This is a genomic window from Tardiphaga sp. GW822-FHT04G09 (assembly GCF_058800725.1).
Map to the genome: position 1 here is coordinate 18,188 of NZ_JBXAMO010000028.1, position 25,391 is coordinate 43,578.

Consider the following 25,391-nt stretch of genomic DNA (forward strand, 5'->3'; position numbering starts at 1 on the left):
AGGTTTGCCTACTCATAGATATGCAGCCGGCCTTGATGCAGCACCATGCGCCGCGCGTCATATTGGTCCATCAACGTAATGTCATGAGTCGCGATGATCACCGCGGTTCCCGACTTGTTGAGTTCGATGAACAGCCGCAGCAGACGCCGGCCCAGCGTCGGATCGACGTTACCCGTCGGCTCGTCCGCCAGCAGCAGCATGGGACGTGCGATCACCGCGCGCGCAATCGCAGCGCGCTGCTTCTCGCCGCCCGACAGGATCGGCGGCAGCGCATCCATGCGGTCACCCAGACCCACCCATTTCAGGAGATCGATGACCTCGCGCCGATAGCTCGATTCCTCGCGGCCCATCACCCGGAACGGCAGCGCGACATTCTCATAGGTCGTCATATGGTCGAGCAGACGGAAATCCTGCAACACGATGCCGATGCGCTTGCGCAAGTCGGCGATCTCGTCCTTGCCGAGCAGCGAGATGTCCTGGCCGAACAGATTGACCAGACCGCGGGTCGGCCGCAGCGACAGGAACAGCAGGCGCAGCAGCGACGTCTTGCCGGCACCCGACGGGCCGGTCAGGAACTGGAACGAATGCGCAGGGATCTGGAAACTGAGGTCGCGCAGAATCTCCGGGCCAAGCCCGTAGCGCAAACCAACATTTTCGAACCGGACCACATTCAGCTCCGTTCGATGGGTTCAAAAAGCCTCAAAAAGACGGTCAAATGCTTGTGCGGCCGTTATGGTTTCCGATTCGTTAACGGTCGTCTTGTAGCCTGCCGGCCATGTCATCGGCTATCAGCTCCATGCATATCGTTTGCCCCAATTGCACGACATCCTACGCCGTGAATCCGGCCACGTTCGGCGATGCCGGACGGACGGTTCGCTGTGCCCGCTGCAAGGAAGTCTGGCTGGCCCGGCCCGAGCTCCTGTCCCGCGCCGAGACCCCGGTTCCCGCCATGACGGCCAAAGCCGCCAGCGAGCCAGATCCGAACGAGGATATGAGCGCCTGGGGCGTGACCGAGGACGACGACGCCTTGGCACCGAACGTTCCGGTGGTCGAAAGTCCGTCGATTTCAGCCGACTGGCCGGCCGATGCCAATGACCGCACCGGAAACGCGGACTGGGCCACGATGGCGCAGCACGATACGCTGGCCGCAATGCGAGCCACCGCGCCGTCGCGCTTTGCCGCACTGGGTCGTTTTGTGCCGTCGCTGCCGCGCCTGTTCGTCGTGCCGCGCCACGGCCTCCCCATCGCCACCGCTGCCATGGCGGCGCTGTTGCTGGCTCTGGTGATCTGGCGCGTCGACATGGTCAGACTGATGCCGCAGACCGCGATTTTCTATCAGGCAGTCGGTCTCGACGTAAATGTACGGGGCCTCGCCTTCAAGGACGTGAAGGTCTCCTCCGAAACCGTCGATGGCAAATCGGTGCTGCTCATCGAGGGCCTGATCGTGTCCGAGACCCGCACGCCCACCGCCTTGCCGCGCCTGCGTTTCGTGGTACGCGACGAGAAGGGCACTGAAATTTATGGCTGGAACGCCGTGCTCGAGCAGCCCGGCCTCAATCCCGGCGACAAGACATGGTTTCGATCGCGGCTGGCCTCGCCGCCGGCCGAGGGCCGCAGTATCGATGTGCGCTTCTTCAACAAGCGCGACGTTGCCGGCGCTTAAGCGTTTTCAAGCGAAGTGGCTTCCGGTTCGCGTGAAGAAAACGCGTCTAACAAACGATAGAATCTTGGTCTGAGGAGTTGTTGTGGCGCGTATCCTGATTGCAGATGACGAAGAATCGATGCGGCTGCTGGTCGGCCGCGCCATCGCCATGGATGGCCACGAGATCGTCACGGCCGAAGACGGCGCCGAGGCGCTGGAGATCCTCACTGAACAGAACGGAGCATTCGATCTGCTCCTCACCGATATCAAGATGCCCATCATGGACGGCATCGCACTGGCATTGGCCACGGCGCGCGATTTCCCCGACCTCACCATCCTGCTGATGACCGGCTATGCCGACCAGCGTGAGCGCGCGACCGGGCTGAATGCAATCGTGCACGACGTGGTGACGAAGCCGTTTTCGGTGGCGGATATCCGCACGGCGGTGGCCGACGCGCTGGCGGCGAAGAACAAGGGATAGCGGGAAATCGCAGGATGGGTAGGGCGTAGCGAAACCCGTCATCCACTTTCGCCGAGAGCGATGGGTTTCGCTTCGGCGCTACGCGCCTGCGCTCTACCCACCCTGCAACCGCGCGCAGCCTCTCAATAATCCTTCAGCAGCCGCTCGATATAATCCAGTTCAAGCTGCGGCCGCGTGGTGTCGCCAAGGCGACGGCGCAGCTCCTCCAGAATACGCCGCACGCGCTGCACGTCGATCTCGCCGGGAATTTTCACCGTGAGGTCGTCTCCGAGTTCGCGGCCACGCAGCGGCCGCCCGAGCGGATCGCTCTGCCGGCCACCACTCTGCTGGCGTCCGGGATTGTTGCCCGGGCCATCGCCCTGACCTTCACCCTGCTGCATGGCCTGCGCGAGCTGCTGGGCACCCTTGCGGAGCGCATCGAGCGCCTTGCCCTGCGAACCGACCGCACCATCGGCATTGCCGTCGCCGAGCTGGCCGCCGGCATCGCCCATCGCGTTGTCGGCATCGCCGAGACTATCGCCGTCGCCGTCACCATCAGCGTCCGCCTGATCGTCGCCGCCCTGCCCTTGCTGGCCCTGCTGACCCTTTTGCCCTTGCTGTCCTTTTTGGCCCTTCTGTCCCTGGCCCATGCCCTGCTTGGCGAGCTGATCCTGTAGCTGCTTGAGGCGGTCGCGCAGGTTCTGCTGATCCTGCTGCAGATCGCCCATGCCCTGCTCGCCCTGCTTGCCGCGGCGGCGCTCGTTGCGCTGCTCCTGGCCCTGCTTGAAGGTCTTGTCGCGAAGCTGCTGCTGCTTGCGGATCATATCCCCAAGCTCGTCCATCGCCTGATCCATATCGCCGTCGCCGGACTGACCGGGCTGCGCCATCTGCAGGTTTTCCAGCATCTGCTGCATCTGTTCGAGCAGCTGCCTGGCGGCATCCTTGTCGCCGGAGCGCGACAGCCGCTCCATCCGCTCGATCATGTTGTTGAGGTCCTGCTGCCGCATGACCCTGGTGTTCTTGTCGAGCGGACGTGCCAGCTGCTGCGGATTCTGCTTCATCTGCTCGGCAAGCTGCTTCAGGAAATTGTCCAGCGCCGCACGCAGGTTCTCGGTGAGCTTCTTGATTTCCTCGTCGCTGGCGCCGCGCTCCAGCGCCTGCTTCAACGCGTCCTGCGCCGCACGCAGCGCCTTGTCGACATCGGTAATATCGCCGTCCTCGATGGTGACGGCGAGCGCCCACAGGCTGGCAACGACCTCCTTCAAGGCAGCATCGGTGCGGGCCCGTTCGATCTGGGTGGCAACGCTGCGCAGCCCGAGATACTGGCCGGCTTCCGGCGTGAAAGCCTCCGGAGCGATCATCAGGGCCTGCAGCGCGTAGGAGACCATGCCGCGCTGATTGGCGTCGAGCGCCAGGATACGACGCTGCTCGATCAGCGCCCGCGGCAGCGGCTTGGTGAACAGCCGCTCCGGCAGCCGCATGCTGAACGGCTCGCTCTTTCCCTCGTTGCCGGCTTCATCCTTGGCGGTCAGCGTCAGCGTGACATCGGCGCCCGCATAGGGATCCTCGCTGAGATCCTTGACGGTCTGGCCGACACCGTTGCGCGTGCGCGCATTTGGCAGAACCAGCGCAAATGACGGCGCATCGAACAGTGGCCGCGGCCTGGCAGCTTCCTTGATGCCATCCTTGGTCTCGGCAGGGCGCGCTGCGAATAGCGCATGAGCTTCGGTGACGCCGTAGTCGTCCTCAAGCTTGTAGGACATCTGCAGCGAACCGCGCGCCTGGCGCTCGGGGTCCTTGGCGAGCGCAATGGTCGGCGGACGATCGCCGGTTGCCGTGAACTTCCACTGCGGCTGGCCGGATGGCGCACGCACATGTGCGGTCCCGTCAGACGTGATGGTGAAGTGCTTCTCGTTGGTGCCCTTCGGGGCTTCCGCCGTCGGCGCCACTTCGGCAACGCCACCGGTGAGAATGACATCAAGCGCGCCGCCGCTGGAGCGCACGATCAGCGTCGAGCCCGATGGCACCGGCAACGCAGCAGCGCCGGCGGTGGACGCGTCCTTGTTGGCGGCGGAGAGAATGATTGGCGGCTTGCCGGTGTAAGCCGGCGGCGTGATCCAGGCATCGACGCGCACATTCGCCGGCGCCAGCACGCCGTTCCAGTCGAATGCCGCCATGATCCGCGCGCCGCGCTCACCGCTGGCGGCAAACCAGGTGGCGAACAGCAGCACGACGACGATGGCGCGCAGGGCCCAGGGATCATGGATCGCCAGACGCGGCGACGGCAGACCGGCGCGGATTTTCTTGAGCGACGCCAGCGTACGTTCGCGCTGCACGAGCCATAGGGCCCGGGCCAGCGGGTCCTGCGACGACAGCGTATCGGTCAGCGCCGTTGCGGGACGATGCGCAATCCCGGTGCCGCGATCAAGGCGCGATAACCCGTCTTCACGCGACGGCCAGCGAAACTTCAGGAGAGGAACGAGCGTCGCCAGCGCAGCGATGACGAATAACACAAGACCGGCGGCGCGCGCAGTGAAGGGAAGCGTCAGCCACAGACCGGCCCAGGAGGCCACCAGAAACAGGCCGACGACGCTGAGCAGTCGAGCCAGATGCGGCCACCCCCGCTCCCAGGCAATCGCCAGTCGGGCGCGCTGCAGTGCCTGCGCGAGCTGAAGCTGTGCCGCCGCCTGACGATCGGCATGTACGTCGCGTTGGGGGTCTGGTCGGTCGGGGGGCGCAGCGCTCAACGACGATCTCCGATGTTACAGCACGACACACTAGCACGGCGGCGGCAATGAGGCATGGCACGTGGCCATCCATTCACATGCAAAGCCTGAGCCTAAGTCGATTCGGAGTGCGTGGGGTCACGAAGCCGTGAGGAAGGAGCGCGCCGATGGTAGCGGCATCCCTCCCCCAAGCGAAGCGCAGTGGGGAGGGACAAGAGTCACAGCCAGGGCGCGGCCTTGTCCATGGCGATCAACTGCTCGACCTCGATGCGCGGGCGGACCACCGCATACTGGTCGTCTTTCACCAGCACTTCCGGGACCAGCGCGCGGGTGTTGTAGGTCCCCGCCTGCACGGCGCCATAGGCGCCGGCGGTCATGATCGCGAGCAGATCGCCGGACTTCAGTTCCGGCAGCTTGCGGTCGAGGGCGAGGTAATCGCCGGTTTCACAGACAGGGCCGACCACATCGACCGCCGCGAGCTTCGCGCCGGGTGCGGGCGCCGCGACCGGCAGGATCTCGTGATAGGCCTCGTACAAAGTCGGCCGGATCAGATCGTTCATGGCCGCGTCGATGATCACGAAGGTCTTGCCGTCGCCATGCTTCACATGGATCACGCGCGCGACGAGAATGCCGGCATTGCCGACAATCATGCGGCCGGGCTCGAACATCAGCGTGCAGCCGAGATTGTGCGTGACGCGCTTGACCATGGCCGCGTAGGCCATCGGCTCCGGCGGCGCGGCCCGGTCCTCGTAATAGGGAATACCGAGGCCGCCACCGAAATCGACATGTGAAATCGTGTGGCCATCATTGCGCAGCACGGTGACGAAATCGGCCAGAATACGAAACGCCTGCTCCATCGGGCCGAGATCGGTGATCTGGCTGCCGATATGCATATCGACGCCGGTGACCTCGATACCCGGCAGTTTCGCGGCGCGGGCATAGACCTCGCGCGCACGACTGATCGGGATGCCGAACTTGTTCTCGGACTTTCCGGTGGAGATCTTGGCATGAGTGCCGGAATCCACATCGGGATTCACGCGGATCGAGATCCGCGCCGTACGGCCGGTCTCGCCGGCGATAGCCGACAGCAATTCGAGTTCAGGCTCCGACTCGATATTGAGGCAGAGAATGTCCTCGTCGAGCGCCAGCCGCAGTTCATCCGCGGTCTTGCCGACACCGGAAAACACGATCTTCTTCGGCGGAATGCCGGCGGCGAGCGCGCGCTTCAATTCGCCGCCGGAGACAACGTCGGCGCCGGCACCGAGCTTCGCCAGCGTGCGCAGCACCGACTGGTTGGAATTCGCCTTCATGGCGTAGCAGACCAGTGCCTTGGTGTCGGCGAAGGCTTCGGTGAAGACGCGATAATGCCGTTCCAGCGTCGCGGTCGAATAGCAATAGAACGGCGTGCCGACGGCACCGGCCATCTCGGCAATGTCAACGCCTTCGGCGTGCAGCACGCCGTTGCGATAGTCGAAATGGCGCATGGCGAGTTAGTCCAGGATCGGATCGAGCAGGAACGGCTTCTTGCGGCCACGGGTCGCCGCCGGTGCGCCCTCGTCGACGCCGTTGGAGGGAGCGAACACGTCCCTGCCCTTGCTGGCAGCCGACTGTGCATCGGGATCCGCCGCCGGGGCTGCAGTGCCCATCGGCTGCGCGGCAGCCTGTGGCGGCAGATCGAGGCCGCCTTTACGGCCGCAGCCGGCCAGCGCCAAAGCAGAAACGGTCAAAACGAGAATGGCCCATCGCGCGGACGCAGGGCGGGTCGGACGAGTCACAGCAAAATCCCCAAATGCGGGCGCACCATACAAAGATTGCCGCGCTCTGGCGAGACCCCGCAGCCCATTGAATTTTCCCACGCCACGCCCGCTCAGCCCAATTTCCGCTCTTTTTCCAGTCGCTTGAGCCAGCTCTTGGCCTGCGCGGTAACGTTTTTAGGCGCGGTGCCGCCATAGCTGACCCGGCTCTTCACCGACGATTCCACCGACAGGACCTTCATCACCTCTGCGGTGATCTTCGGTTCCACCGCCTGCATATCTGTCAGGTCGAGCTCGTGCAGCGCGACACCCTTCTTGGTCGCGATGCCGACGATGCGGCCGGTGACGTGATGCGCCTCGCGGAACGGCATTTTCAGGGTCCGCACCAGCCAGTCCGCCAGATCGGTGGCGGTCGCATAGCCCTCGCCGGCAGCAAGCTTCATGCGCTCTTCATTGGGCACCAGATCGCGGACCATGCCGGCAATCGCGCGGATCGCCAGCGACAGCGCCGAATAGGCCTCCATCGCACCGGCTTTGTCTTCCTGCATGTCCTTCTGATAGGCCAGCGGCAGGCCCTTCATGACAATCAACAACCCGTTGAGCGAGCCGATGACGCGGCCGGTCTTGGCGCGGACCAGTTCGGCGGCGTCCGGATTGCGCTTCTGCGGCATGATCGAGGAGCCGGTGGTGAACTTGTCGGAGAGCCTGACGAGGCCAACCAGCGGCGAGGTCCAGATCACGATCTCCTCGGCGAAGCGCGACAGATGCACGGCAGCGATGGAGGCCGCCGACAGTGTCTCCAGCACGAAATCGCGATCCGACACCGCATCGAGCGAATTGGCCATCGGGCGGTCGAAACCCAACGCCTTCGCCGTCGCGTGGCGATCGATCGGGAACGATGTGCCGGCCAGCGCGGCCGCGCCGAGCGGGCTTTCATTGAGGCGCTTGCGCGCATCGGCAAAGCGGCCACGATCACGCGCCACCATTTCCACATAGGCCAGCAGATGGTGACCAAAGGTCACAGGCTGCGCGGTCTGCAGATGGGTAAAGCCGGGCATGACCGTACCGGCATGTTCCAGCGCGCGATCAACCAGCGCCCGCTGCAGCGAGGCAAAAGCCGCGTCGATCTCGTCGATTGTATCGCGCACAAACAGGCGGAAATCGGTCGCCACCTGATCGTTGCGCGAACGCGCGGTGTGCAGACGGCCGGAGGCCGGCCCAATCAGCTCGCCGAGCCGGCTCTCCACATTCATGTGAATGTCTTCGAGCGCACGCTTGAATGTGAACGACCCCTTGGTGATCTCTGACAGGATCGTGTCTAGACCGGCTGCGATATTTTTCGCATCCTTGGCCGTGATGATCCCCTGCTTGGCCAGCATCGCGGCATGGGCCTTGGACGCGGCAATGTCCTGGGCATAGAGGTGGCGATCGACGTCGATGGAGACATTGATTTCCTCCATGATGGCGTCGGGGCTTTCGTCGAACAGCCCGCCCCACATCTTGTTGCTCAGCTTGGAGCCCTTGCCGGTGTTGGACTTGTCGGTGCTGGACTTGCCGTTGCCCTTGCGCGAAGCCATGAATTATCACTCATCTTTAACTGCAGCTGACGGATCGTCCGTCGCACTCCGTTGCATAGCCCTAACTGAGACCGAATGACAAACCCTATGCCTGACCAGCCCGCCCCCCGTCCGGCCAAACGCCGCCTGATCGTGCTTGGCGCGGTGCTCGTGGGCGCCGTGGCCGGATATGCCGCGGTATCCAACATGGATCGGCTATGGCCCCGAACCGCCTCTGGTGACCCGACCTGCGCGCCGGCCGTGGCGCTGTCGAAGAAGATCGAGCCGCTCGCGCGCGGTGAAGTCGCCGGCCTGACCATGGCCAAGACGCCGCTGAAGCTGCCCGATTTGACCTTCAAGGATGCCGACGGCCAGGAGAAAAAGCTGTCCGACTGGCGCGGCCGGACGGTTCTGGTGAACCTGTGGGCCACCTGGTGCGTGCCCTGCCGCAAGGAGATGCCGGCGCTGAACAACCTCGAGACCAAGCTCGGCGGCCCGGATTTCCAGGTGGTGGCGATCAATATCGACACCCGCGACGCCGAGAAACCGAAGACCTTCCTGAAAGACGGCGGCCTCAACCGGCTGGATTATTTCACCGATACGTCGGCCAAGGTATTTCAGGACCTCAAGGGCATCGGCCGCGCGCTGGGCATGCCGACCTCGGTGCTGATCGACGGCAAGGGCTGCGAGATCGCAACGATCGCCGGCCCCGCCGAGTGGGACAGCGAAGATGCCGTCAAGCTGCTGAAAGCTGCAGTGAAGCCTGCCGCGGCTAGCTTCTGAGGTAGTCGCACAGAGTGCGACATACGGCCGCCTGCCCCAATCACGAAAGTCCCCGCCATCCTGTCGGATGAACGCACTTGCGTTCGTCTTGAAACAACCGGGCTTCACGCCCGGCATTTGTGCGCGACAGCAGGGAGAAACAACCAATGGCTTATACTGACGGATTCATTGTTCCGGTGCCGAAGAAGCAGCTGAAAGCCTATGCCGCCATGGCACGCAAGGCCGGCAAGATCTGGCGCGAACACGGCGCGCTCGACTATCATGAATATGTTGCGGATGACGTCAGCGTCGGCAAGTGGACGTCGTTTCCGCGCAGCGTAAAACTGAAACCCGACGAGACGGTCGTGTTTTCCTATATCATCTACAAGTCACGCAAGGATCGCGACCGCATCAATGCCAAGGTCATGAAGGATCCGCGCCTCGCCAAGATGATGGATCCGAAGGCGATGCCGTTCGATGCCAAGCGCATGATCTATGGTGGCTTCAAGACGCTGGTTTCGGTCTGACGCAACGAAGGGAGGACGCCATGACGCCGCACGGCCATTTCAACTGGAATGAATTCGTGACGCGCGATCCCGAGCGCGCGAAAACCTTCTATCAGGAGACCATTGGCTGGACCTATCAGGCCAGGACGCTGGCGGGCGGCGGCATCTACTGGATCGCCATGATGGACAATGTGCCGGTCGGCGGCATTTTCCACGCGGAAGGTCCGGGCTACGAGACCGTGCCAGACGGCTGGATGCCATATCTGGCAGTCGACGATGTCGATGCGCGGGTAAAGAAGGCCGTCGCCGCAGGCGCAACGCTGATGCGGCCGGTATTCGACATTCCCGATGTCGGCCGGCTCGCGATCCTGCTGCAGCCCGGCGGCGCCGGGATCGGCTGGATCACGCCGTTTGTGTAAGAGAGGCCGTCAGGGCAAGCTGCGGCCTCTCTTCGCGTTTCAGGCCCGCACCTCGCCGCCGCGCGACAGCAATACGAGCAACGCGCCTGCCAGCGTTGCCGCTGCGAGATAGCCGACGGCACCGAACGGGCCGAAGCCATCGACCAGAATGCCGCCGACGACGGCGCCGACCGTGATCGCGACCTGGAAAGCCGACACGAGCAGGCCGCCCGCAGACTCAGCTTCGTCGGACGCGACCCGCACCATCCATGTCTGGAAGCCAACCGGCAGCACACCGAACGCAAAACCCCAGAGCCCAACCGCGATCCCCGCCACAAGGCCCGACGCGCCAAAGACAAATAGCACCAGCGCAAGCACCGCGATGGCCGCAGATCCCGTGACGATCGCAAGTTTCGCACTACGCGCAACAAGCGCCCCACCCGCGAAATTGCCGAAGAAGCCGCCAACGCCATAAGCCAGCAGAACGAGGGAAATCGCAGTGACCGGAAGCTGCGGTACCTGCTCGAGGAAATGGCGGACATAAGTGAACCCGGCGAAATGGCCCGAGATGCTGACGGCGATTGCGATCATCACGAGTCGGACGCTGGGCCGACGCATCAGCACAAACAGCGTGCGCACATCCGGCGATGTGAGCGGCGGCAAGCGCGGCAGCGTCAGCATCTGAAAGACGAGCACGACGGCGCCGACCATAGCGGCCAGCAAGAACACGTTCCGCCACCCCCAGAGATCGCCGAGATATGCACCGATGGGCGCGGCGCTGACGGTGGCGATCGAAACGCCGCTGAAAATCAGCGAGATCGCACGCGGCAGCGCGTCCGCCGGAACGAGCCGCATCGCGGTGGCGGTCGCCATCGCCCAAAAACCGCTGAGACTGATGCCAAGCAGCACGCGGGCAAACAACAGCATCGTCAGGTTGCTTGCCGTCGCCGACAGCAGATTGGACACGATCAGCAGCACCGTCAGTGACCACAGGACAACACGGCGATCCATCGCGCGCGTCACAATGGCCGTCGCAAGCCCGGCGATGATCCCGACAAGGGAGGTCGCCGTCACCACCTGCCCGGCAGCGCCAACCGAGACACCGAGGTCGGTGGCGATCGGCGTGAGCAGGCTGGCGGGCAGGAATTCAGCCGTGACCTGGCTGAACGCGCCAAGCATCAAGGAGACAACAGCCGCCCAGGCCGCCTTCGTCCGCTCAGTGGTTATTGGAGAAATATCGGCATCAAGTGCGGCAGTAGCGGAATCAGTCATGGCAATCTCCAGAAGGGACCCCGGAGATGGAGGTGACCCGCTGGAGTTTCCATGCTAGAAAACCCGCAATGCTTGATCATCCGTCCATACCTGTCGCCACTCACCCTCTGACCGAAATGCTCCGGGGCTTGAAGATTGAGGGCGTCGATTACGTCCGCTGCCGCATGACCGAGCCCTGGGGGCTGGTATTCCCGGAACGGCCAAAGGCGCAATTTCACTTCGTCGCCGAGCGCGGCTGCTGGCTGCGAACGCTTGATCGCGAGTGGATCCGCCTTGAACCCGGTGATGCGGTCTTGTTGCCGCGCGGCGCGGAACACGCGCTGGCGAGCTCACCCGATGCCTTCCCCGCACCGGTCGAGAATTGCCAGTTCGAGCCGGTGTGCTGCGGCATCCTCGATACCTGCAGCGGCGGCAACAGCAATGGCGAGGAAACCGTGCTGTTCGGTGCCGGCATGACCTTCAACCTCGACAGCCAGCATCCTTTACTGCTGATGATGCCTGAGCTGATGCAGATGCACGAACTTGCCACCGACGAGCCCGCCATCCCGCATTTGCTCGAGGCCATGACATCAGAACTGGCGCTGGATCGCGTCGGTGCCGGCGGAATGCTGACGCGGCTGGCCGATGTTGTTGCCGCGGCACTGATCCGCAACTGGGTGGAGAAGGGTTGCGGCTCTGCCGGCTGGGTCGCAGCAGCGCGCGACCCCGGTATCGGCCGGGTTCTCGCCGCGATCCATCGCGATCCGACCAGGGACTGGACCGTCGAGGCGCTGGCGAACGTCATGCATGCGTCACGCTCGGCATTTGCGTTGCGCTTCGCCAATGTGGTTGGCCAGACACCGGCCCGTTACGTCGCGCAATTGCGGATGCAGGAAGCAAAGCAGTGGCTCACGCGCGACCGCATGAAGATCGCGGTCGTCGCACGCCGGCTTGGTTATGAATCGGAAGCCGCGTTCAGCCGCGCCTTCAAGCGCATCATCGGCGCGCCGCCAAGCCATTTTCGCGCAACGGTGACCGTTGCGAATACGCCGCTAAGATAGCGCCCTAGGCGGCGATATCGACGTTGCCGCCGACGCCCGCGCCGAGATTGGCCTGCGACGCCTGCTGGGCGCCGCCGAGCAGCGTGAGCACAGTGTTCTTTTCCATGTCGGCGTTCGACTTGAGAAGTGACGTCGAAATCTGCTGCTGCGTTCCCGCTGCCTTCATGGCAAGCGCGCTGGCAACCAAAGCCATATCCATGAGAAACACTCCGTGACGTCGTGCGGATGGTTTAGCGATGCGGGGTTAATGAAAGTGCATCACTGGCGAGGTCATCCTGCATTGGCTCGAAATGCCGCACCCAGCGTCCGCAATGCACCGCGGGCACGTGCATCGGTGAGCTTCGAGTAAAGCAGCACTTCGCCGCGCGGCAGCTTGGGCAGACCGAGTTTCGGGCCGATGTCGATGGCGCCCGCCGGCGCGACGCGCCGCACCAGGGCCGCGGCGGCAAGGCCGGCAGAAATCGCGGCACCGATCGTCGCAACGCCGCCGCCGACGAAAACCTCCTCCCACGGAATGCCGGCCGCATCGAGCGCCCCCACTGCCATCGCGCGCACGCTGCAAGGCTCCGCCTGCGTTGCCAGCCGGAGCGGCTCACCGGGCTGGTAATGGAAATCCGGCATCGCCATCCAGCCGAAATCTTCCTCCAGCAACGGCTCACCATCGCGGCGGCGGGAATCGTGGCGCAGCACGATGGCGGCATCCAGCGCGCCGCCGTCATAGGCTTCCAGCATCGCACGCGATGTATCGATGCGCAGCTCGACCACTAGCGACGGATCGGTGGCGTTCATGCGCTTCAGCACATGCGCCAGATCGGCACCGACAACGTGATGGCTGATGCCGACCACGAGACGGCGCTTCTCGACAGCGAAAGAGCCGATGGCCGACTGATGCGCGGCGACGAGGGTGCGGGCGGACGCAAGGAAGGCGGCGCCTTCGGCGGAGAGCCGCACCAGCCGCGGCGTGCGCTCCAGGAGGCGCTTGCCGAGACCACTTTCCAGGCGTTTGATCTTCAGGCTGATCGCCGATTGGGTGCTGCCCATCGCCTCGGCGGCACGGGTGAAGCTGGTCAGATCGGCCACCAGCACGAAGGCCTGCACCGCTTCCACGTCGAGCGTTTTCATCGCCAGCCATTTAATTTCGATATCATTGAAATATTATTTCATACCATTTTCCAATGATCAACCGGAGACTAGATTTCCTGCATCGGATTTGAACGACAGGAGACCAAAATGCCGCTGGTTCGCATTTCACTGAAGAACGGCAAGCCCGCCGCCTACCGGGAGGCGATCGCCGAAGGCGTCTACCAGGCGCTACGGGAGAGTTTCGCTGTCCCCGAGAACGACCGTTTCGTCACCATCCACGAGCACGGCGATGGCGATTTCATCTACGATCCGAATTACCTCGGCATTCGCCGGACCGATGACCTCGTCATCATCCAGTTGACGGTCAGCAACACCCGGCCGCGCGAGCAGAAGCAGGCGCTCTACAAACGGATCGTCGAGAAGCTGACTGACAGACCGGGCCTGCGGCCCGAAGACGTCTTCATCAATCTCGTCGAGGTGCTGCCCGAGAACTGGTCGTTCGGTAACGGCGTGGCGCAGTACGTGACATGATTACGCAGCGCGAGACATTGATGGCGCATCTGTGCGGAGTCGGGATGGGCATGGCGATGATCGTCGGGATGGTGCCGGCGGTGACGAAGCTGATGCAGATGTTGATTTAACCTAGCCGCGAGGCCACCCACCCACACACACCACCGTCATCCGCGGGCAGCGCGAAGCAAGCTTCGCGGGATGCCCCGCGGATCCATCCTTCTTCCTTGCATGCGTAGAGGTGGATTGCCGGGTCAAGCCCGGCAACGACAGCGTTCTATCTAAAAAGACGAGCGCTTCGCCTTAGCGCGTCGGCACCGGCTTATCGCCGCGATAGTCGTAGAAACCGCGTTGGGTCTTGCGACCGAGCCAGCCGGCTTCGACATATTTCACCAGCAGCGGGCACGGCCGATACTTGGAGTCGGCAAGGCCTTCATGCAGCACCTGCATGATCGACAGACACGTATCGAGGCCGATGAAATCGGCGAGTTCGAGCGGGCCCATCGGGTGATGCGCACCGAGCTTCATCGCCATGTCGATGGCCTCGACGTTACCAACGCCTTCATACAGCGTGTAGATCGCCTCGTTGATCATCGGCAAAAGAATACGATTGACGATGAAGGCCGGGAAATCTTCCGAGACGGCGATCTGCTTGCCGAGCTTGGTGACGAACTCCTTGGACGCGTCGAAGGTCGCATCGTCGGTGGCAATGCCGCGGATCAGCTCGACCAGCTCCATCAACGGCACCGGATTCATGAAGTGAATGCCGATGAACTTCTCGGGACGGTCGGTCGAGGCGGCGAGGCGCGTGATCGAGATCGACGATGTGTTGGAGGCGATGATCGCCTCCGGCTTCAGCACGGCGCAGAGGTCGTGGAAAATCTTGCGCTTGATCTCTTCCTTCTCGACGGCGGATTCGATCACGAGATCGCAATCGGCGAGACCATCCATCGAGTCCGACGAGGTGATGCGATCCAGCGCCTGCTTGCGCGCATCCTCGGTGATGACCTTCTTCGACACCTGCCGCGACAGGTTGCCGTTGATCGTCGCCATGGCAGACTTCAGGCGGTCGGCAGAGACATCGTTCAGCACAACATCGAGGCCACCCAATGCAGCCACATGCGCAATGCCATTGCCCATCTGGCCCGAGCCGATCACGCCGACTTTCTTGATCATAACCGCCATCTTGCCTGTCATCTCTGGGAACACGCCGCCCGCGCATGCCGCGTTCGGAAAGCTATCTTTACATAAAATATCGGCCGGAGTCAGTCACTCCGGCCGATGTCGTTAATTGTGGCGCAAAGCCTTCTTCAGCAACGCCTTATTTGCCAAAATCCTTGCCTGCCGGGCCTCTACTTGCCGAGTGCTTCGGTCAGCTCCGGCACGGCCTGGTAGAGGTCGGCGACCAGGCCGTAATCGGCGACCTGGAAGATCGGCGCGTCTTCGTCCTTGTTGATCGCGACGATCACCTTGGAGTCCTTCATGCCGGCGAGATGCTGGATCGCGCCGGAAATGCCGATGGCGATATACAGTTCCGGAGCCACGACCTTGCCGGTCTGGCCGACCTGCCAGTCGTTCGGCGCATAGCCGGCATCCACCGCGGCGCGCGAAGCGCCGACGCCGGCACCGAGCTTGTCGGCGAGCGGCTCGATATATTTGGTGAAGTTCTCGCGGCTCTGCATGGCGCGGCCACCGGAGACGATGATCTTCGCCGAGGTCAGTTCCGGACGATCGCTCTTGGCCATGTCCTCGCCGACAAAGGTCGACAAACCGGGATTCTCGGCCGTCTTGACGTCTTCCACCGCCGCGCTGCCGCCTTCACCGGCTGCGCCGAAGGTCGAGGTACGCACCGTGATGACCTTCTTGACGTCCTTGGACTTCACGGTCTGGATGGCGTTACCGGCATAGATCGGACGCTCAAAGGTGTCGGGTGCAATCACCTTGGTGATTTCCGACACCTGCATCACGTCGAGCAGGGCGGCGACGCGCGGCATCACGTTCTTCGAGCGCGTGGTCGCAGCGGCGATCAGCACGTCATAGGCGGGGGCCAGCGACACGATCAGCGCGGCCAGCGGCTCGGCGAGGTCGTGGGCATAGGAGGCGTCGTCGGCGAGCAGCACCTTGGTGACGCCCTGCAGCCTGGCGGCAGCTTCCGCGGCCGGCTTCGCATTCTGGCCGGCAACGAGGATGTGCACCTCGCCACCGATCTGGGTGGCGGCGGTCAGCGCCTTGTTGGTGGAATCCTTCAGGGTGGCGTTGTCGTGATCGGCAAGCAGCAATGTCGGCATTAGAGCACCCCGGCTTCAGTCTTGAGTTTCGATACCAGTTCGGCGACGTCCTTGACCTTGACGCCTGCCTTGCGGCCGCCCGGTTCGCTGGTCTTGATGATCTCGAGACGCGGAGAGATATCGACGCCGTAACCATCGGCGGTCTTCTCGTCGATCGGCTTCTTCTTCGCCTTCATGATGTTCGGCAGCGACGCGTAGCGCGGCTCGTTCAGACGAAGGTCAGTGGTAACAATTGCCGGTCCCTTGAGCTTGACGGTCTGCAGACCGCCGTCGACTTCACGGGTCACGGTGACGTCATCGCCCTCAATCACGAGCTTGTTGGCGAAGGTCGCCTGCGGCCAGCCAAGCAGCGCAGCCAGCATCTGACCGGTCTGGTTGGCGTCGTCGTCGATCGCCTGCTTGCCGAGGATCACGAGACCCGGCTTTTCCTCATCGGCCACAGCCTTGAGGATCTTCGCCACGGCGAGCGGCTCGACGGTGCCGTCAACCTTAACGAGGATGCCACGATCGGCGCCCATCGCGAGGCCGGTGCGGAGGGTTTCGGACGCCTGTGCGGGACCGATCGACACCACCACCACTTCGGTTGCCTTGCCGGCCTCTTTCAGGCGCAGGGCTTCCTCGACAGCGATTTCGTCGAACGGATTCATCGACATCTTGACGTTGGACAGTTCGACGCCCGATCCGTCGCTCTTGACGCGAACCTTGACGTTGTAATCGACCACCCGTTTGACCGCGACCAGAACCTTCATCGATCCTCTTTCGTGTGAGTTTTATTGTTTCAGAACTTGCTCGGAAGCTTGGGCGCGGAACCTAAAGCCCCTGCCACACGGGGTCAACGCGCGAAACCCGAAAATCGAGTATCTCCAGGTCCGCCAATTTAGCCGAAATTACCGGTTCTGGCCGGGCACCCAGAGCACGTCGCCGGCGCCATTATCGTTCTGCGAGCGGCTGGCGACGAACAGGAAGTCCGACAGCCGGTTCATATACTGGATGCCAGCATCCGAGACCGGCTCATCGGGCTGGGCAGCGAGTTCCACCATGATCCGTTCCGCACGGCGGCAGATCGTCCGGGCAACATGAAGGTAAGCGGCAGCTGGAGTTCCGCCAGGCAAAACAAACGACGTCAGATCGGCCAGCGGCGCGTTGAGCATGTCAATATCGTTCTCCAACCGCTCGACCTGACTCGCCAGCAGGCGCAGCCGCTCGGCCTTGCCCTCGCGCTGCGGAACCGCGAGATCGGCCCCGAGATCGAACAGATCGTTCTGGATCAGCCCGAGCATCGCATCCAGGGACCGCGCATGGGCGAGATGCAGCCTGACAACGCCGATCGCGGCATTGGTCTCATCAACGGTTCCATAGGCACTGACCCGGAGATCATATTTCGGCCGACGCTCGCCGGTGCCAAGCGCCGTCGTGCCGTCATCGCCGGTCCGGGTATAGATGCGGTTGAGAACGACCATCGGATTGATCCAGCGTCAGTGAGAAATTTGCGTCAGCGGCCCATGGCCCAGACGGTCGCCATGGTGATGATAATAGCAACGAATTGCAGCAGCACGCGCCATCGCATCAGCTTCTGCGAGCGATCAGGCGAGCCGCCGCGCATCATGTTGAACAGGCCAAGCAGCAGAACCAGCGCAACGGCGCCGACCGCGATGGGGAGGATGATATTGCTGAGCGTTGATGTCATACCGGCTACATAACACTGCGTCACAGGCAGCGCTATCGTCGGTCGTCAAAATGGCACGGCGGTCGCGCGCGCGCCGCAATGCAACGATCTGGCTTTTTCGCGTTAGATATCAGAAGCTAACATGAGGGCCGGTGATTTGCCGGGCCGATCCCGAACCAGGTGGCACGTGGGGCAGATACGCACCGTCTACGATGTTGTGATGGACGCCTTCTATACGTTTCTTGCCGATGACGGCTGGGCGATCGCAAGCCATATCGCCCTCTCCACTTTGATGGCCTTGTTTCCGTTCCTCATCGTGCTGGCCTCGCTGGCCGGCTTTTTCGGTTCCAAGAATCTTGCCGACCAGGCTGTCGGCCTGCTGCTGGAAGTCTGGCCCGATCAGGTGGCGGGTGCGCTGTCCGGCCAGATCCACGACGTGCTGACCACAACCCGCGGCGATGCCCTGACCATCGGCCTCGTGCTCGCGGTATATTTCGCCTCCAATGGCGTCGAGAGTCTTCGTGTGGCGCTGAACCGCGCCTATTCGGTGATCGAGCCGCGGCGCTGGTACTGGCTGCGGCTGGAGTCGATCGGCTACACGCTGGTCGCTGCCGTCACCGCGCTCGCCATGGCGTTCCTGATCGTGCTCGGCCCGCTGATGCTTGAAATCATCAGGCGCTATGTCCCGCTGATGGTGGAGAACAACGAGCGGCTGCTGACGGTGGCGCGTTACGGCATCACCATCGTCGCCATGGTGATCGCCTTGTTCATCCTGCATGCGTGGCTGCCGGCAGGGCGGCGCACCTTCGGCCAGATCCTGCCGGGAATCATCTTCACGATGCTGGCGTCGCTGGCGTCGGGTATCGGCTTCGGCCTTTATCTGGCACGCTTCGCCAACAATTACGTGACGATGTATGCCAGCCTGGCCTCGGTGATCATCGCGCTGGTGTTTCTGTATTTTATCGCCGCGATCTTCGTGTTTGGCGGCGAACTCAATGCCGCCATCATCAAGTCGCGGCTGCCCCGCGGCGTCTCGCTTCAAGCAGCGCAGTCGCTAGCGCCCGCGGAGACACCGGTTTGATCAGGAACGCGTCGGCCCCCGCCTGACGCGAGGCGGCTTCGTCCTCGCCACGTCCGGACACGCCGATGATCGCAACGCGGCCATGCGGCGCCTTCAGCGCACGGATCTGCCGGATCGCCTCGACGCCATCGATGCCCGGCAGCACCATGTCCATGAGCACGGCATCGAACGTGCCCTGCGCGACGCGCTCCGCCGCAGCCTCCCCGCGGCCGACGAATTCGGCCTGATGGCCGAGTTCGGTGAGAATGGCATTGAGTACGACACGGCCGAACGGATTATCCTCGACGCTCAGCACCCGCAGCGCTTCTCCCGGCGCAAAAGAAGCATCATCGGCGCTCGACATGATGGCGATCGGACCGCTCGTCTTGTCGAGGCCGACCGTCAGCGTGAACACTGTCCCACCACCGCGGCGCTGCGCCACGGTGATGTCGCCCCCCATGGCGCGGGCGAGTTGCTTGACCGACGACAGGCCGAGGCCGGCACCGCCGAAGCGCGAGGCAATGGAGACATTGGCCTGGGAGAACGGTTTGAACAGCCGCTTGATCTCGGCGAGCGTGAGCCCGATGCCGCTATCGGAGACGGTGAAGGCTACGCCAATTTTGCCCGCTATGCGCACAGGCGAGATCTTCAGCGCCACATTGCCCTGCTCGGTAAATTTCACCGCATTGTCGATCAGGTTTTCCAGCGCGGCGCGCAGCCGCACGGGATCGCCGATCACGAACACCGGCAGCCTGTCGGAGATCGCGACCCGCGACAGCAGCCCCTTGGCAGCCGCGCGGCCCGCGAGCGAGTCGCCGATGTTACGGGCAAGCGCACGCAGGTCGAAGAAATCCTGCCTTACCTCGAATTTGGATGTGCTGCGCGCGGCATCGACGAACAGCGTCGCGAGACGCGCCAGATGTTCGGCGCCGGCCCTGATGGTCTCGACCCAGCGTCGCTCGCGTTCATCGAGATCGGAGGTTGCCAGCAGATCGCTGACCGCAAGAATGCCCGTCAGCGGCGTGCGCACCTCATGGGCAAACACCGCCAGCGCCGTTTCCACCATCGTATCGGCTCGCACGGAGCTGCGTCTGGCACGCGGCTTCGGCGCGGGCTTCTTTACTGCACGCTTCTTGGCCACGCGTTTTTTCAGCGTTTGTTTGGTGCGCGTCCGCGTCTTGCGCGGCGAGCGCGATGTCAGCGCCATATGTTGCCCACCCGTCCCGGCGGCACCATGCCACGGCGGGGCGCGCGGAGTCACGCAGCAGGCCCAATCAGGCTTGCGGATTTCTTGCGGCGCGCTTGCGGCTAACTTGCAGCAGACGGGGCAGGCAGCCCGACCATGCGGCGGATATCCGCCGGTGTAGCACCTTGGGCCCGCAACTCACGCAGGCTGGTGGAGCCGGTCGACTTCGACAGTTTGGCGCCGGCCACGTCAAGCACCAGCGGATGGTGTCGATAGACCGGCTGCGGCAGGTCGAGCAGTTGCTGCAGCAGCCGGTGCACGCTGGTGGACCAGAACAGATCCTGGCCACGGACCACATGGGTCACGCCCTGCAGCGCATCGTCGATGACCACCGAGAGATGATAGCTGGTCGGCGTTTCCTTGCGGGCCAGGATCACGTCACCCCAGGCTTCCGGCTGCGCGGCAATGGTGCCGGTCTCGCCGCGCGGACCCACGCCCTGCTCTGTCCATGTGAGCGGACCGCTGGCCGCAATGGCTTTGGCCATATCGAGCCGCAGTGCCATGGGCGCATCCGCCTGTTTGAGTTCGGCGACGGCCTGTGGCGACAGCGATCTGGCAATGCCGGGATAGACAGGCGCACCGTCGGGATCGCGCGGCCAGCAACCTTTCGCCTCCTCCGCCGCGATCAACCGTGCGATCTCGGCACGGGTCTCGAAGCTTGGATAGAGCAGTTCCATGGCTGCAAGACGCTCGGTCGCGGCGCGGTAGTCGGCGAAATGCTGCGACTGTCGCCGCACCGGCGTCTCCCAGGCGATGCCGAGCCAGGCCAGGTCCTCATAGATCGCCGCCTCGAATTCCGGGCGGCACCGCGTGGCGTCGATATCCTCGATCCGCAGCAGCAATCGTCCGCCCGCCTCGCGCGCCAGATCGAAATTCAGCAGCGCCGAATAGGCATGGCCGAGATGCAGATAACCGTTGGGGCTGGGTGCGAAACGAAACACAGGGACCATCGCGGATTTCCCTAGATCAGGTCGCGCGCGAAAGCACGCGTCAACCAGTCCATGAACACGCGCACCCGCGGCGAGAGCTGGCGGTTGCGCGGATAGAGCAATGACACTGGCGACGGTGTCGGCGGATATTGCGGCAGCACCTCGACCAGCGTGCCATCGGCGAGTTCACCCTTGATCCGATAGCGCGGCACCTGCACCAGACCGAAGCCGAGTTTCGCCATGGCCGCATAGTTGTCGGCGCTGTTCACCGTGATCGCCGCCGGCAAGGTGACATGGCGCAACGTGCCGTTGTCCTGAAATTCGAGCGGCAGCACCGCGCCTGTCGCCGAAGAATGATAGCCGACCATGCGATGGCTCTCGAGCGCATCAATGGACGAAGGCATGCCCATGCGCGCGAGATAGGACGGTGCGACGCAGGTGACTTCGTCCATCATGGTCAGCCGCCGCGCCACCATATCGCTGTCGCGGAGCTCGCCGACACGCACCACGCAGTCGATGCCCTCGCGGATCAGGTCGACCAGCCGGTCGCCCTCGCTGAGATAGAGCTGGATGTCGGGATATTCGGCGAGAAAGTCCGGCAGATGCGGCAGCACGAAATTGCGCGCCAGCGTGCCATTCATATCCACTCGCAACGGTCCCTTGGGCTTGGCGCCGCAGAACGCGCTTTCGGCGTCTTCAAGATCGGCGATCAGCGTCAGGCAGCGCTGGTGATAGGCCTCGCCGTCCAGCGTCGGCCGCACCAGCCGCGTGGTGCGCTCAAGCAGCCGCACGCCGAGCCGCGCCTCGATCTGCTTGACGGCATCGGTCACGGTCGACCGCGGCAGGCCGAGATCTGCTGCCGCCGCCGTAAAGCTGCGCCGCTCCACCACCCGGGTGAATACCCGCATCGTCTCGAAACGATCCATCGCTTTGTTCGATAAATCCGGATTGTGATGCCAGATAATGCACCATTATTCGGAAAATGAAATCGTCTAGATTTCTTCCCATCAGAGCGGCGTTGCCACCCGCATGACCAAGGAGAAGATAAATGACAAATAAATCCAACAAGATAGCCATCGTCACCGGTGCCTCACGCGGCATTGGCGCCGCCATCGCCGAGCGGCTGGGCCGCGACGGCTTCACGGTCATCGTCAATTATTCTGGCAATGCCGCGCTGGCCGAAGCCGTCGCGCAAAAGATCGAAGCCGCAGGCGGCCGTGCGCTCACCGCCAAGGCGGACGTGAGCGATCCCGCCGCGGTGCGGGGCATGTTCGATGCGGCGGAGGCGGCCTTTGGCGGCGTCGATGTCCTCGTCAACAATGCCGGCATCATGAAACTGGCCAGGTTGGCCGATGCCGACGATGCCGCATTCGATCAGCAGATCGCGGTCAATCTCAAAGGCACGTTCAACACCATGCGCGAGGCCGCCAGGCGATTGCGCGACGGCGGCCGGATCGTGAATTTCTCGACCAGCGTGGTCGGTACGAAGCTGGAGACCTACGGAATCTACACGGCAACCAAGGCGGCCGTGGAAGCGATGACGCCGATCCTTGCCAAGGAACTGCGTGGCCGCAATATCAGCGTCAACGCAGTGGCGCCCGGCCCGACCGCGACCGACCTGTTCATGACCGGAAAGTCGCCCGAACTGGTCGAACGCTTTGCCAAGATGGTGCCGCTCGAACGCCTCGCAACGCCTGAAGATATCGCCGGTGTCGTCGCCTTCCTGGCCGGCCCCGACGGCGGCTGGGTCAACGGCCAGGTGCTGCGCGCCAATGGCGGGCTGGTCTAGCCTGCCAACGCAAAACGGCGGACATCGATATGTCCGCCGTTTCATATTCCGAACGACAATAGTTCTCAGGAGTCGGCGCGGCCGCTCTGGATCACCACCACGCGGCTGCCGATCTTCACGCGGTTATAGAGATCGACGACGTCCTGGTTCATCAGCCGGATGCAGCCGCTGGAGACGGCATGGCCGATGGTCTCGGGCTCCGTCGTCCCGTGGATGCGGAACATGGTGTCGCGGTCGCCCTGATAGAGATACATCGCGCGCGGCCCGAGCGGATTGTCGAGGCCGCCCTCCATGCCGCCCGCCATCTTGCGATAGCGCGCCGGTTCGCGGTTCATCATGTTTTCGGTCGGGGTCCAGTGCGGCCACTCGGCCTTGCGCTTGATCACCGCAGCGCCGGCGAAAGCGAGGCCGGCCTTGCCGACGCCGATGCCGTAGCGCATCGCCTTGCCGTCGCCTTCGACGAGATAGAGATGCCGCGCGGCCGTATCGACCACGATGGTGCCGACGGGTTCCCGGGTGCGGTAAGCGACGCGCTGACGCAGCATGGCCGGATCGATTCCGGAGACATCAACGGCCGGCAGCGTGTACCCGCCATCCTTCAACTCGGCATAGCTGGCGGACGGACCGCCAAAGCCGGCGGACGACACCATCCCTCCGGTACTTACACATCCTGCCAGCAATGCGGGCAACATCAGAAGCGCAAGAAGGCGCAGCCCGCGTGATCCATCGAAACCTGTCATTCCCATCCCTTGCTGCAACACGTCCCACCCGGACGACCCGCATCTCATACAGGGCTGAGCGATCAAATCAGGCTCAACAGCATGTCATTTGGCTCATGGAACAGGCCTGTGCTGCACTTTGCGCGCCGCTGTGGTGATCGCGCCACAGCCGCGCAGGCTTACGGATAACCTCAGGTTGAGTTTCCCCCCTGAGGGTCGGCCGGCGGGCATCGCGTTCCCACCGAAGGGCCCAGGCAAAAGGACCCCAGCAGCTATGCCCGCTGATGCGTGCCGAAACGCGCTCCACCATCGTCTCGCTGGGTTCGTTGAGACCGGAGACATTGAGGACCGCCGCATGACGGCACGATTCAGCACGATGTCTTTCCGCAACTATCAATGCGCAGACCACCGCCACGGCCCCACGCGCATGACGAGATCGATATCATGTCTGTTGGTCAGGCGACGTGCTCGACGAAGTACACGCGCATCATAATGCGAAGCACTTGCAGCTGGATTTCACGGCTTGCATCGTTGTGATCGGCATATTAGAGCACACAGCCGCGTGAGACTTCGCGTTACCCCAACGAGATTTTCAGATGACAAGCGTTCGCAGTCTTGCGCAAGGCAGCATTGCCGTTGGCCTGCTGGTCCTCGGTATGAAATACACCGCCTATCTTCTGACCGGTAGCGTCGCACTGCTGTCCGATGCGATTGAAAGCATCGTCAATGTCGTGACGGCAATCGTCGTTTTGCTTGCGACCACACTGAGCGCGAAACCGGCAGACGACGATCATCCCTACGGGCATCACAAGGTTGAATATTTCTCGGCCGTGCTCGAAGGCGTGCTGATCGTACTCGCCGCGATGCTGATCCTGCGTGAAGCCTATCAAAGCTATCTGATGCCGCGCCTCGTCGAAGCCCCATGGGTCGGCCTGCTCGTCAACGCGGCGGCGAGTATCATCAATGCCGGTTGGGCATGGGTGCTGATCAGGCAGGGGCGCATCCACCGCTCGCCTGCCCTCGCAGCAGACGGCCGTCATTTGCTGTCCGACGTGTACTCTTCAATCGGCGTTCTCGGCGGCGTCGGAGTGGCGGCACTGTCAGGCATGGCAATCCTCGACCCAATCCTTGCGGCACTCGTCGCGCTCAACATTCTGTGGGCCGGTTGGGGCCTGATGAAGGAGTCGCTCAGCGGGTTGATGGACGAGGCGATCCCGCCAGTCATGCTCGCGAGTATCAAGCAGACCATATCGGCCCATGCCCACGGTGCCATCGAGGCGCATGACCTGCGCACCCGCCGCGCCGGCAGCATGACCTTTATCGATTTCCATCTGGTGGTGGCAGGATCGACCACCGTGAGCGCCGCGCACGACATTTGCGACAAGCTCGAGACCGCGATCCGCCAAGAGGTCGGCGAGGCGCTGATCACCATCCATGTCGAACCCGATGACAAGGCCAAGCATTCCGGCATCGTGGTTCTCTAGATTTCAGGTAACTTCGCTCCACGAACGACTTTGACAGGTTCCGTCCCCGTGTTAATCGGGAGGCGAGGATCGTTCCCGTGACACATGTTTCGCGCAAACGCTGGTTTGGGGCCGTGGCATCTTTGGCCGCTGCCTATGCGCTTGTGCTCAATGTCGTGCTGTCCAGCCTGTTACTGGCGGCGATCTCGCCGACCGCGCAGGCTGCAGGCTTCGAGCTCTGCCTCACCCATCCCGACCTTGCCGCATCCCCGGACGACGCCGGCAAGACGACGGGCGCACCTGCGGTACATTGCCCGGTCTGCGTCGGTACCCATGCGCCGGGCGCCCCGCCTGCCTCCGCAACATTCCTCGTCTCGCGCATCGCCATTGCGATCGCTGCCGTTGCCGCCCCCGACGATCGCATCGTCGCGACCGCCGCAACCTCCGACCACCGCGCCCGCGCGCCGCCGCGCCTGAGCTGACATTCCACGCCGTCAGACGCCGCGCATCAGCGCGCGCGTT

Annotated in this window: 28 protein-coding genes; 11 read left to right on the plus strand and 17 right to left on the minus strand. The window is 63.3% G+C overall.

Features of this window, described 5'->3' with window-relative positions:
* Nucleotides 1–8 precede the first annotated feature (8 nt).
* On the minus strand, nt 9–668 hold the full coding sequence (ftsE, locus tag AC1RLZ_RS28585) for a cell division ATP-binding protein FtsE (RefSeq protein ID WP_493191406.1): 660 nt from the start codon (nt 666–668) through the stop codon (nt 9–11).
* A 128-nt stretch (nt 669–796) separates the two neighbouring features.
* Between ftsE and AC1RLZ_RS28590 the strand changes: the two genes are divergently transcribed.
* Both AC1RLZ_RS28590 and AC1RLZ_RS28595 read left to right on the plus strand, forming a co-directional pair.
* Nucleotides 797–1,663 carry an MJ0042-type zinc finger domain-containing protein gene (locus AC1RLZ_RS28590; protein ID WP_493191407.1) on the plus strand — a complete coding sequence of 289 codons (867 nt, stop codon included), beginning with the start codon at nt 797–799 and terminating at the stop codon, nt 1,661–1,663.
* 82 nt (nt 1,664–1,745) lie between these two features.
* Nucleotides 1,746–2,123 carry a response regulator gene (locus AC1RLZ_RS28595; RefSeq protein WP_493191408.1) on the plus strand — a complete coding sequence of 126 codons (378 nt, stop codon included), beginning with the start codon at nt 1,746–1,748 and terminating at the stop codon, nt 2,121–2,123.
* Nucleotides 2,124–2,245: 122 nt separating this feature from the next.
* Here AC1RLZ_RS28595 and AC1RLZ_RS28600 read toward each other — a convergent pair whose 3' ends face one another.
* From AC1RLZ_RS28600 to argH, 4 genes are all read right to left on the minus strand, one after another.
* Nucleotides 2,246–4,849: a TIGR02302 family protein gene (locus tag AC1RLZ_RS28600; protein WP_493191409.1), complete on the minus strand. Its 2,604-nt coding sequence runs from the start codon at nt 4,847–4,849 to the stop codon at nt 2,246–2,248.
* Between the two features lie 197 nt (nt 4,850–5,046).
* On the minus strand, nt 5,047–6,312 hold the full coding sequence (gene lysA, locus AC1RLZ_RS28605; RefSeq protein ID WP_493191410.1) for a diaminopimelate decarboxylase: 1,266 nt from the start codon (nt 6,310–6,312) through the stop codon (nt 5,047–5,049).
* A gap of 6 nt (nt 6,313–6,318) precedes the next feature.
* On the minus strand, nt 6,319–6,603 hold the full coding sequence (gene lptM / locus AC1RLZ_RS28610) for an LPS translocon maturation chaperone LptM (protein WP_371423773.1): 285 nt from the start codon (nt 6,601–6,603) through the stop codon (nt 6,319–6,321).
* A 92-nt stretch (nt 6,604–6,695) separates the two neighbouring features.
* On the minus strand, nt 6,696–8,093 hold the full coding sequence (gene argH, locus AC1RLZ_RS28615) for an argininosuccinate lyase (protein WP_493191442.1): 1,398 nt from the start codon (nt 8,091–8,093) through the stop codon (nt 6,696–6,698).
* 153 nt (nt 8,094–8,246) lie between these two features.
* Between argH and tlpA the strand changes: the two genes are divergently transcribed.
* The 3 genes from tlpA to AC1RLZ_RS28630 all read left to right on the plus strand — a co-directional run bounded on the left by tlpA (nt 8,247) and on the right by AC1RLZ_RS28630 (nt 9,825).
* Entirely contained in the window at nt 8,247–8,921 is a 675-nt protein-coding gene (gene tlpA / locus AC1RLZ_RS28620) for a thiol:disulfide interchange protein TlpA (protein ID WP_493191411.1), read from the plus strand.
* Between the two features lie 146 nt (nt 8,922–9,067).
* Nucleotides 9,068–9,427 carry a DUF1428 domain-containing protein gene (locus AC1RLZ_RS28625; protein WP_493191412.1) on the plus strand — a complete coding sequence of 120 codons (360 nt, stop codon included), beginning with the start codon at nt 9,068–9,070 and terminating at the stop codon, nt 9,425–9,427.
* Nucleotides 9,428–9,447: 20 nt separating this feature from the next.
* Entirely contained in the window at nt 9,448–9,825 is a 378-nt protein-coding gene (locus AC1RLZ_RS28630; protein ID WP_493191413.1) for a VOC family protein, read from the plus strand.
* A 39-nt stretch (nt 9,826–9,864) separates the two neighbouring features.
* Here AC1RLZ_RS28630 and AC1RLZ_RS28635 read toward each other — a convergent pair whose 3' ends face one another.
* Nucleotides 9,865–11,076: an MFS transporter gene (locus AC1RLZ_RS28635; RefSeq protein WP_493191414.1), complete on the minus strand. Its 1,212-nt coding sequence runs from the start codon at nt 11,074–11,076 to the stop codon at nt 9,865–9,867.
* A 68-nt stretch (nt 11,077–11,144) separates the two neighbouring features.
* Between AC1RLZ_RS28635 and AC1RLZ_RS28640 the strand changes: the two genes are divergently transcribed.
* Nucleotides 11,145–12,116: an AraC family transcriptional regulator gene (locus AC1RLZ_RS28640; protein WP_493191415.1), complete on the plus strand. Its 972-nt coding sequence runs from the start codon at nt 11,145–11,147 to the stop codon at nt 12,114–12,116.
* Nucleotides 12,117–12,120: 4 nt separating this feature from the next.
* On the opposite strand, the gene AC1RLZ_RS28645 is transcribed toward AC1RLZ_RS28640, so the two are convergent.
* Nucleotides 12,121–12,315, minus strand: coding sequence for a putative motility protein (locus AC1RLZ_RS28645; RefSeq protein ID WP_371423779.1), 195 nt, complete (start codon nt 12,313–12,315; stop codon nt 12,121–12,123).
* Between the two features lie 71 nt (nt 12,316–12,386).
* Nucleotides 12,387–13,238, minus strand: coding sequence for a LysR family transcriptional regulator (locus AC1RLZ_RS28650; protein WP_493191416.1), 852 nt, complete (start codon nt 13,236–13,238; stop codon nt 12,387–12,389).
* 108 nt (nt 13,239–13,346) lie between these two features.
* On the opposite strand from AC1RLZ_RS28650, the gene AC1RLZ_RS28655 reads away from it, so the two are divergent.
* A complete protein-coding gene (locus AC1RLZ_RS28655; RefSeq protein ID WP_493191417.1) occupies nt 13,347–13,730 on the plus strand; it encodes a tautomerase family protein in 384 nt (127 codons plus the stop codon).
* A gap of 282 nt (nt 13,731–14,012) precedes the next feature.
* On the opposite strand, the gene AC1RLZ_RS28660 is transcribed toward AC1RLZ_RS28655, so the two are convergent.
* From AC1RLZ_RS28660 to AC1RLZ_RS28680, 5 genes are all read right to left on the minus strand, one after another.
* Nucleotides 14,013–14,894 (minus strand): 3-hydroxybutyryl-CoA dehydrogenase, encoded by an 882-nt coding sequence (locus AC1RLZ_RS28660; RefSeq protein ID WP_371423782.1) that lies wholly within the window; start codon nt 14,892–14,894, stop codon nt 14,013–14,015.
* 167 nt (nt 14,895–15,061) lie between these two features.
* Entirely contained in the window at nt 15,062–15,997 is a 936-nt protein-coding gene (locus tag AC1RLZ_RS28665; protein WP_493191418.1) for an electron transfer flavoprotein subunit alpha/FixB family protein, read from the minus strand.
* Nucleotides 15,997–16,746 (minus strand): electron transfer flavoprotein subunit beta/FixA family protein, encoded by a 750-nt coding sequence (locus tag AC1RLZ_RS28670; RefSeq protein WP_093757405.1) that lies wholly within the window; start codon nt 16,744–16,746, stop codon nt 15,997–15,999. Before AC1RLZ_RS28670 ends, AC1RLZ_RS28665 begins: the two co-directional genes overlap by 1 nt.
* A gap of 138 nt (nt 16,747–16,884) precedes the next feature.
* Nucleotides 16,885–17,457 carry a cob(I)yrinic acid a,c-diamide adenosyltransferase gene (locus AC1RLZ_RS28675; RefSeq protein WP_493191419.1) on the minus strand — a complete coding sequence of 191 codons (573 nt, stop codon included), beginning with the start codon at nt 17,455–17,457 and terminating at the stop codon, nt 16,885–16,887.
* Between the two features lie 32 nt (nt 17,458–17,489).
* Nucleotides 17,490–17,684: a twin transmembrane helix small protein gene (locus tag AC1RLZ_RS28680; protein WP_371423785.1), complete on the minus strand. Its 195-nt coding sequence runs from the start codon at nt 17,682–17,684 to the stop codon at nt 17,490–17,492.
* A gap of 199 nt (nt 17,685–17,883) precedes the next feature.
* Here AC1RLZ_RS28680 and AC1RLZ_RS28685 point away from each other — a divergent pair, with 199 nt between their 5' ends.
* Complete coding sequence (locus AC1RLZ_RS28685; protein WP_371423810.1) at nt 17,884–18,744, plus strand: YihY/virulence factor BrkB family protein; 861 nt, start codon at nt 17,884–17,886, stop codon at nt 18,742–18,744.
* Here AC1RLZ_RS28685 and AC1RLZ_RS28690 read toward each other — a convergent pair.
* From AC1RLZ_RS28690 to AC1RLZ_RS28700, 3 genes are all read right to left on the minus strand, one after another.
* Entirely contained in the window at nt 18,671–19,930 is a 1,260-nt protein-coding gene (locus tag AC1RLZ_RS28690) for an ATP-binding protein (protein ID WP_493191420.1), read from the minus strand. The genes AC1RLZ_RS28685 and AC1RLZ_RS28690 overlap by 74 nt on opposite strands.
* A 101-nt stretch (nt 19,931–20,031) precedes the next feature.
* Nucleotides 20,032–20,919 carry a tRNA glutamyl-Q(34) synthetase GluQRS gene (gluQRS, locus tag AC1RLZ_RS28695; RefSeq protein ID WP_493191421.1) on the minus strand — a complete coding sequence of 296 codons (888 nt, stop codon included), beginning with the start codon at nt 20,917–20,919 and terminating at the stop codon, nt 20,032–20,034.
* An 11-nt stretch (nt 20,920–20,930) separates the two neighbouring features.
* Nucleotides 20,931–21,824, minus strand: coding sequence for a LysR family transcriptional regulator (locus AC1RLZ_RS28700; protein ID WP_493191422.1), 894 nt, complete (start codon nt 21,822–21,824; stop codon nt 20,931–20,933).
* A 122-nt stretch (nt 21,825–21,946) separates the two neighbouring features.
* On the opposite strand from AC1RLZ_RS28700, the gene AC1RLZ_RS28705 reads away from it, so the two are divergent.
* Entirely contained in the window at nt 21,947–22,687 is a 741-nt protein-coding gene (locus tag AC1RLZ_RS28705) for an SDR family oxidoreductase (protein ID WP_493191423.1), read from the plus strand.
* A gap of 65 nt (nt 22,688–22,752) precedes the next feature.
* On the opposite strand, the gene AC1RLZ_RS28710 is transcribed toward AC1RLZ_RS28705, so the two are convergent.
* The gene (locus tag AC1RLZ_RS28710) at nt 22,753–23,427 is read right to left on the minus strand and encodes a L,D-transpeptidase (RefSeq protein WP_493191424.1); all 675 of its coding nucleotides are present in this window, start codon (nt 23,425–23,427) and stop codon (nt 22,753–22,755) included.
* 575 nt (nt 23,428–24,002) lie between these two features.
* On the opposite strand from AC1RLZ_RS28710, the gene AC1RLZ_RS28715 reads away from it, so the two are divergent.
* Both AC1RLZ_RS28715 and AC1RLZ_RS28720 read left to right on the plus strand, forming a co-directional pair.
* Nucleotides 24,003–24,890, plus strand: a complete 888-nt coding sequence (locus AC1RLZ_RS28715) for a cation diffusion facilitator family transporter (RefSeq protein ID WP_493191425.1) — start codon at nt 24,003–24,005, stop codon at nt 24,888–24,890.
* 77 nt (nt 24,891–24,967) lie between these two features.
* Nucleotides 24,968–25,351 (plus strand): DUF2946 family protein, encoded by a 384-nt coding sequence (locus AC1RLZ_RS28720; RefSeq protein ID WP_493191426.1) that lies wholly within the window; start codon nt 24,968–24,970, stop codon nt 25,349–25,351.
* Nucleotides 25,352–25,391: the final 40 nt, after the last annotated feature.

Bases quoted from the DNA above. Each gene is read 5' to 3' on its own strand.
- tlpA (WP_493191411.1), top strand. From the start codon at position 8,247: ATGCCTGACCAGCCCGCCCCCCGTCCGGCCAAACGCCGCCTGATCGTG.
- AC1RLZ_RS28635 (WP_493191414.1), bottom strand. From the start codon at position 11,076: ATGACTGATTCCGCTACTGCCGCACTTGATGCCGATATTTCTCCAATA.
- AC1RLZ_RS28715 (WP_493191425.1), top strand. From the start codon at position 24,003: ATGACAAGCGTTCGCAGTCTTGCGCAAGGCAGCATTGCCGTTGGCCTG.
- AC1RLZ_RS28640 (WP_493191415.1), top strand. From the start codon at position 11,145: ATGCTTGATCATCCGTCCATACCTGTCGCCACTCACCCTCTGACCGAA.
- AC1RLZ_RS28675 (WP_493191419.1), bottom strand. From the start codon at position 17,457: ATGGTCGTTCTCAACCGCATCTATACCCGGACCGGCGATGACGGCACG.
- AC1RLZ_RS28685 (WP_371423810.1), top strand. From the start codon at position 17,884: ATGGACGCCTTCTATACGTTTCTTGCCGATGACGGCTGGGCGATCGCA.
- AC1RLZ_RS28590 (WP_493191407.1), top strand. From the start codon at position 797: ATGCATATCGTTTGCCCCAATTGCACGACATCCTACGCCGTGAATCCG.
- AC1RLZ_RS28690 (WP_493191420.1), bottom strand. From the start codon at position 19,930: ATGGCGCTGACATCGCGCTCGCCGCGCAAGACGCGGACGCGCACCAAA.
- AC1RLZ_RS28700 (WP_493191422.1), bottom strand. From the start codon at position 21,824: ATGGATCGTTTCGAGACGATGCGGGTATTCACCCGGGTGGTGGAGCGG.
- AC1RLZ_RS28625 (WP_493191412.1), top strand. From the start codon at position 9,068: ATGGCTTATACTGACGGATTCATTGTTCCGGTGCCGAAGAAGCAGCTG.
- AC1RLZ_RS28660 (WP_371423782.1), bottom strand. From the start codon at position 14,894: ATGGCGGTTATGATCAAGAAAGTCGGCGTGATCGGCTCGGGCCAGATG.
- AC1RLZ_RS28650 (WP_493191416.1), bottom strand. From the start codon at position 13,238: ATGAAAACGCTCGACGTGGAAGCGGTGCAGGCCTTCGTGCTGGTGGCC.
- AC1RLZ_RS28630 (WP_493191413.1), top strand. From the start codon at position 9,448: ATGACGCCGCACGGCCATTTCAACTGGAATGAATTCGTGACGCGCGAT.
- AC1RLZ_RS28665 (WP_493191418.1), bottom strand. From the start codon at position 15,997: ATGCCGACATTGCTGCTTGCCGATCACGACAACGCCACCCTGAAGGAT.
- lysA (WP_493191410.1), bottom strand. From the start codon at position 6,312: ATGCGCCATTTCGACTATCGCAACGGCGTGCTGCACGCCGAAGGCGTT.
- AC1RLZ_RS28710 (WP_493191424.1), bottom strand. From the start codon at position 23,427: ATGACAGGTTTCGATGGATCACGCGGGCTGCGCCTTCTTGCGCTTCTG.
- AC1RLZ_RS28680 (WP_371423785.1), bottom strand. From the start codon at position 17,684: ATGACATCAACGCTCAGCAATATCATCCTCCCCATCGCGGTCGGCGCC.
- AC1RLZ_RS28645 (WP_371423779.1), bottom strand. From the start codon at position 12,315: ATGGATATGGCTTTGGTTGCCAGCGCGCTTGCCATGAAGGCAGCGGGA.
- gluQRS (WP_493191421.1), bottom strand. From the start codon at position 20,919: ATGGTCCCTGTGTTTCGTTTCGCACCCAGCCCCAACGGTTATCTGCAT.
- AC1RLZ_RS28705 (WP_493191423.1), top strand. From the start codon at position 21,947: ATGACAAATAAATCCAACAAGATAGCCATCGTCACCGGTGCCTCACGC.
- AC1RLZ_RS28670 (WP_093757405.1), bottom strand. From the start codon at position 16,746: ATGAAGGTTCTGGTCGCGGTCAAACGGGTGGTCGATTACAACGTCAAG.
- AC1RLZ_RS28655 (WP_493191417.1), top strand. From the start codon at position 13,347: ATGCCGCTGGTTCGCATTTCACTGAAGAACGGCAAGCCCGCCGCCTAC.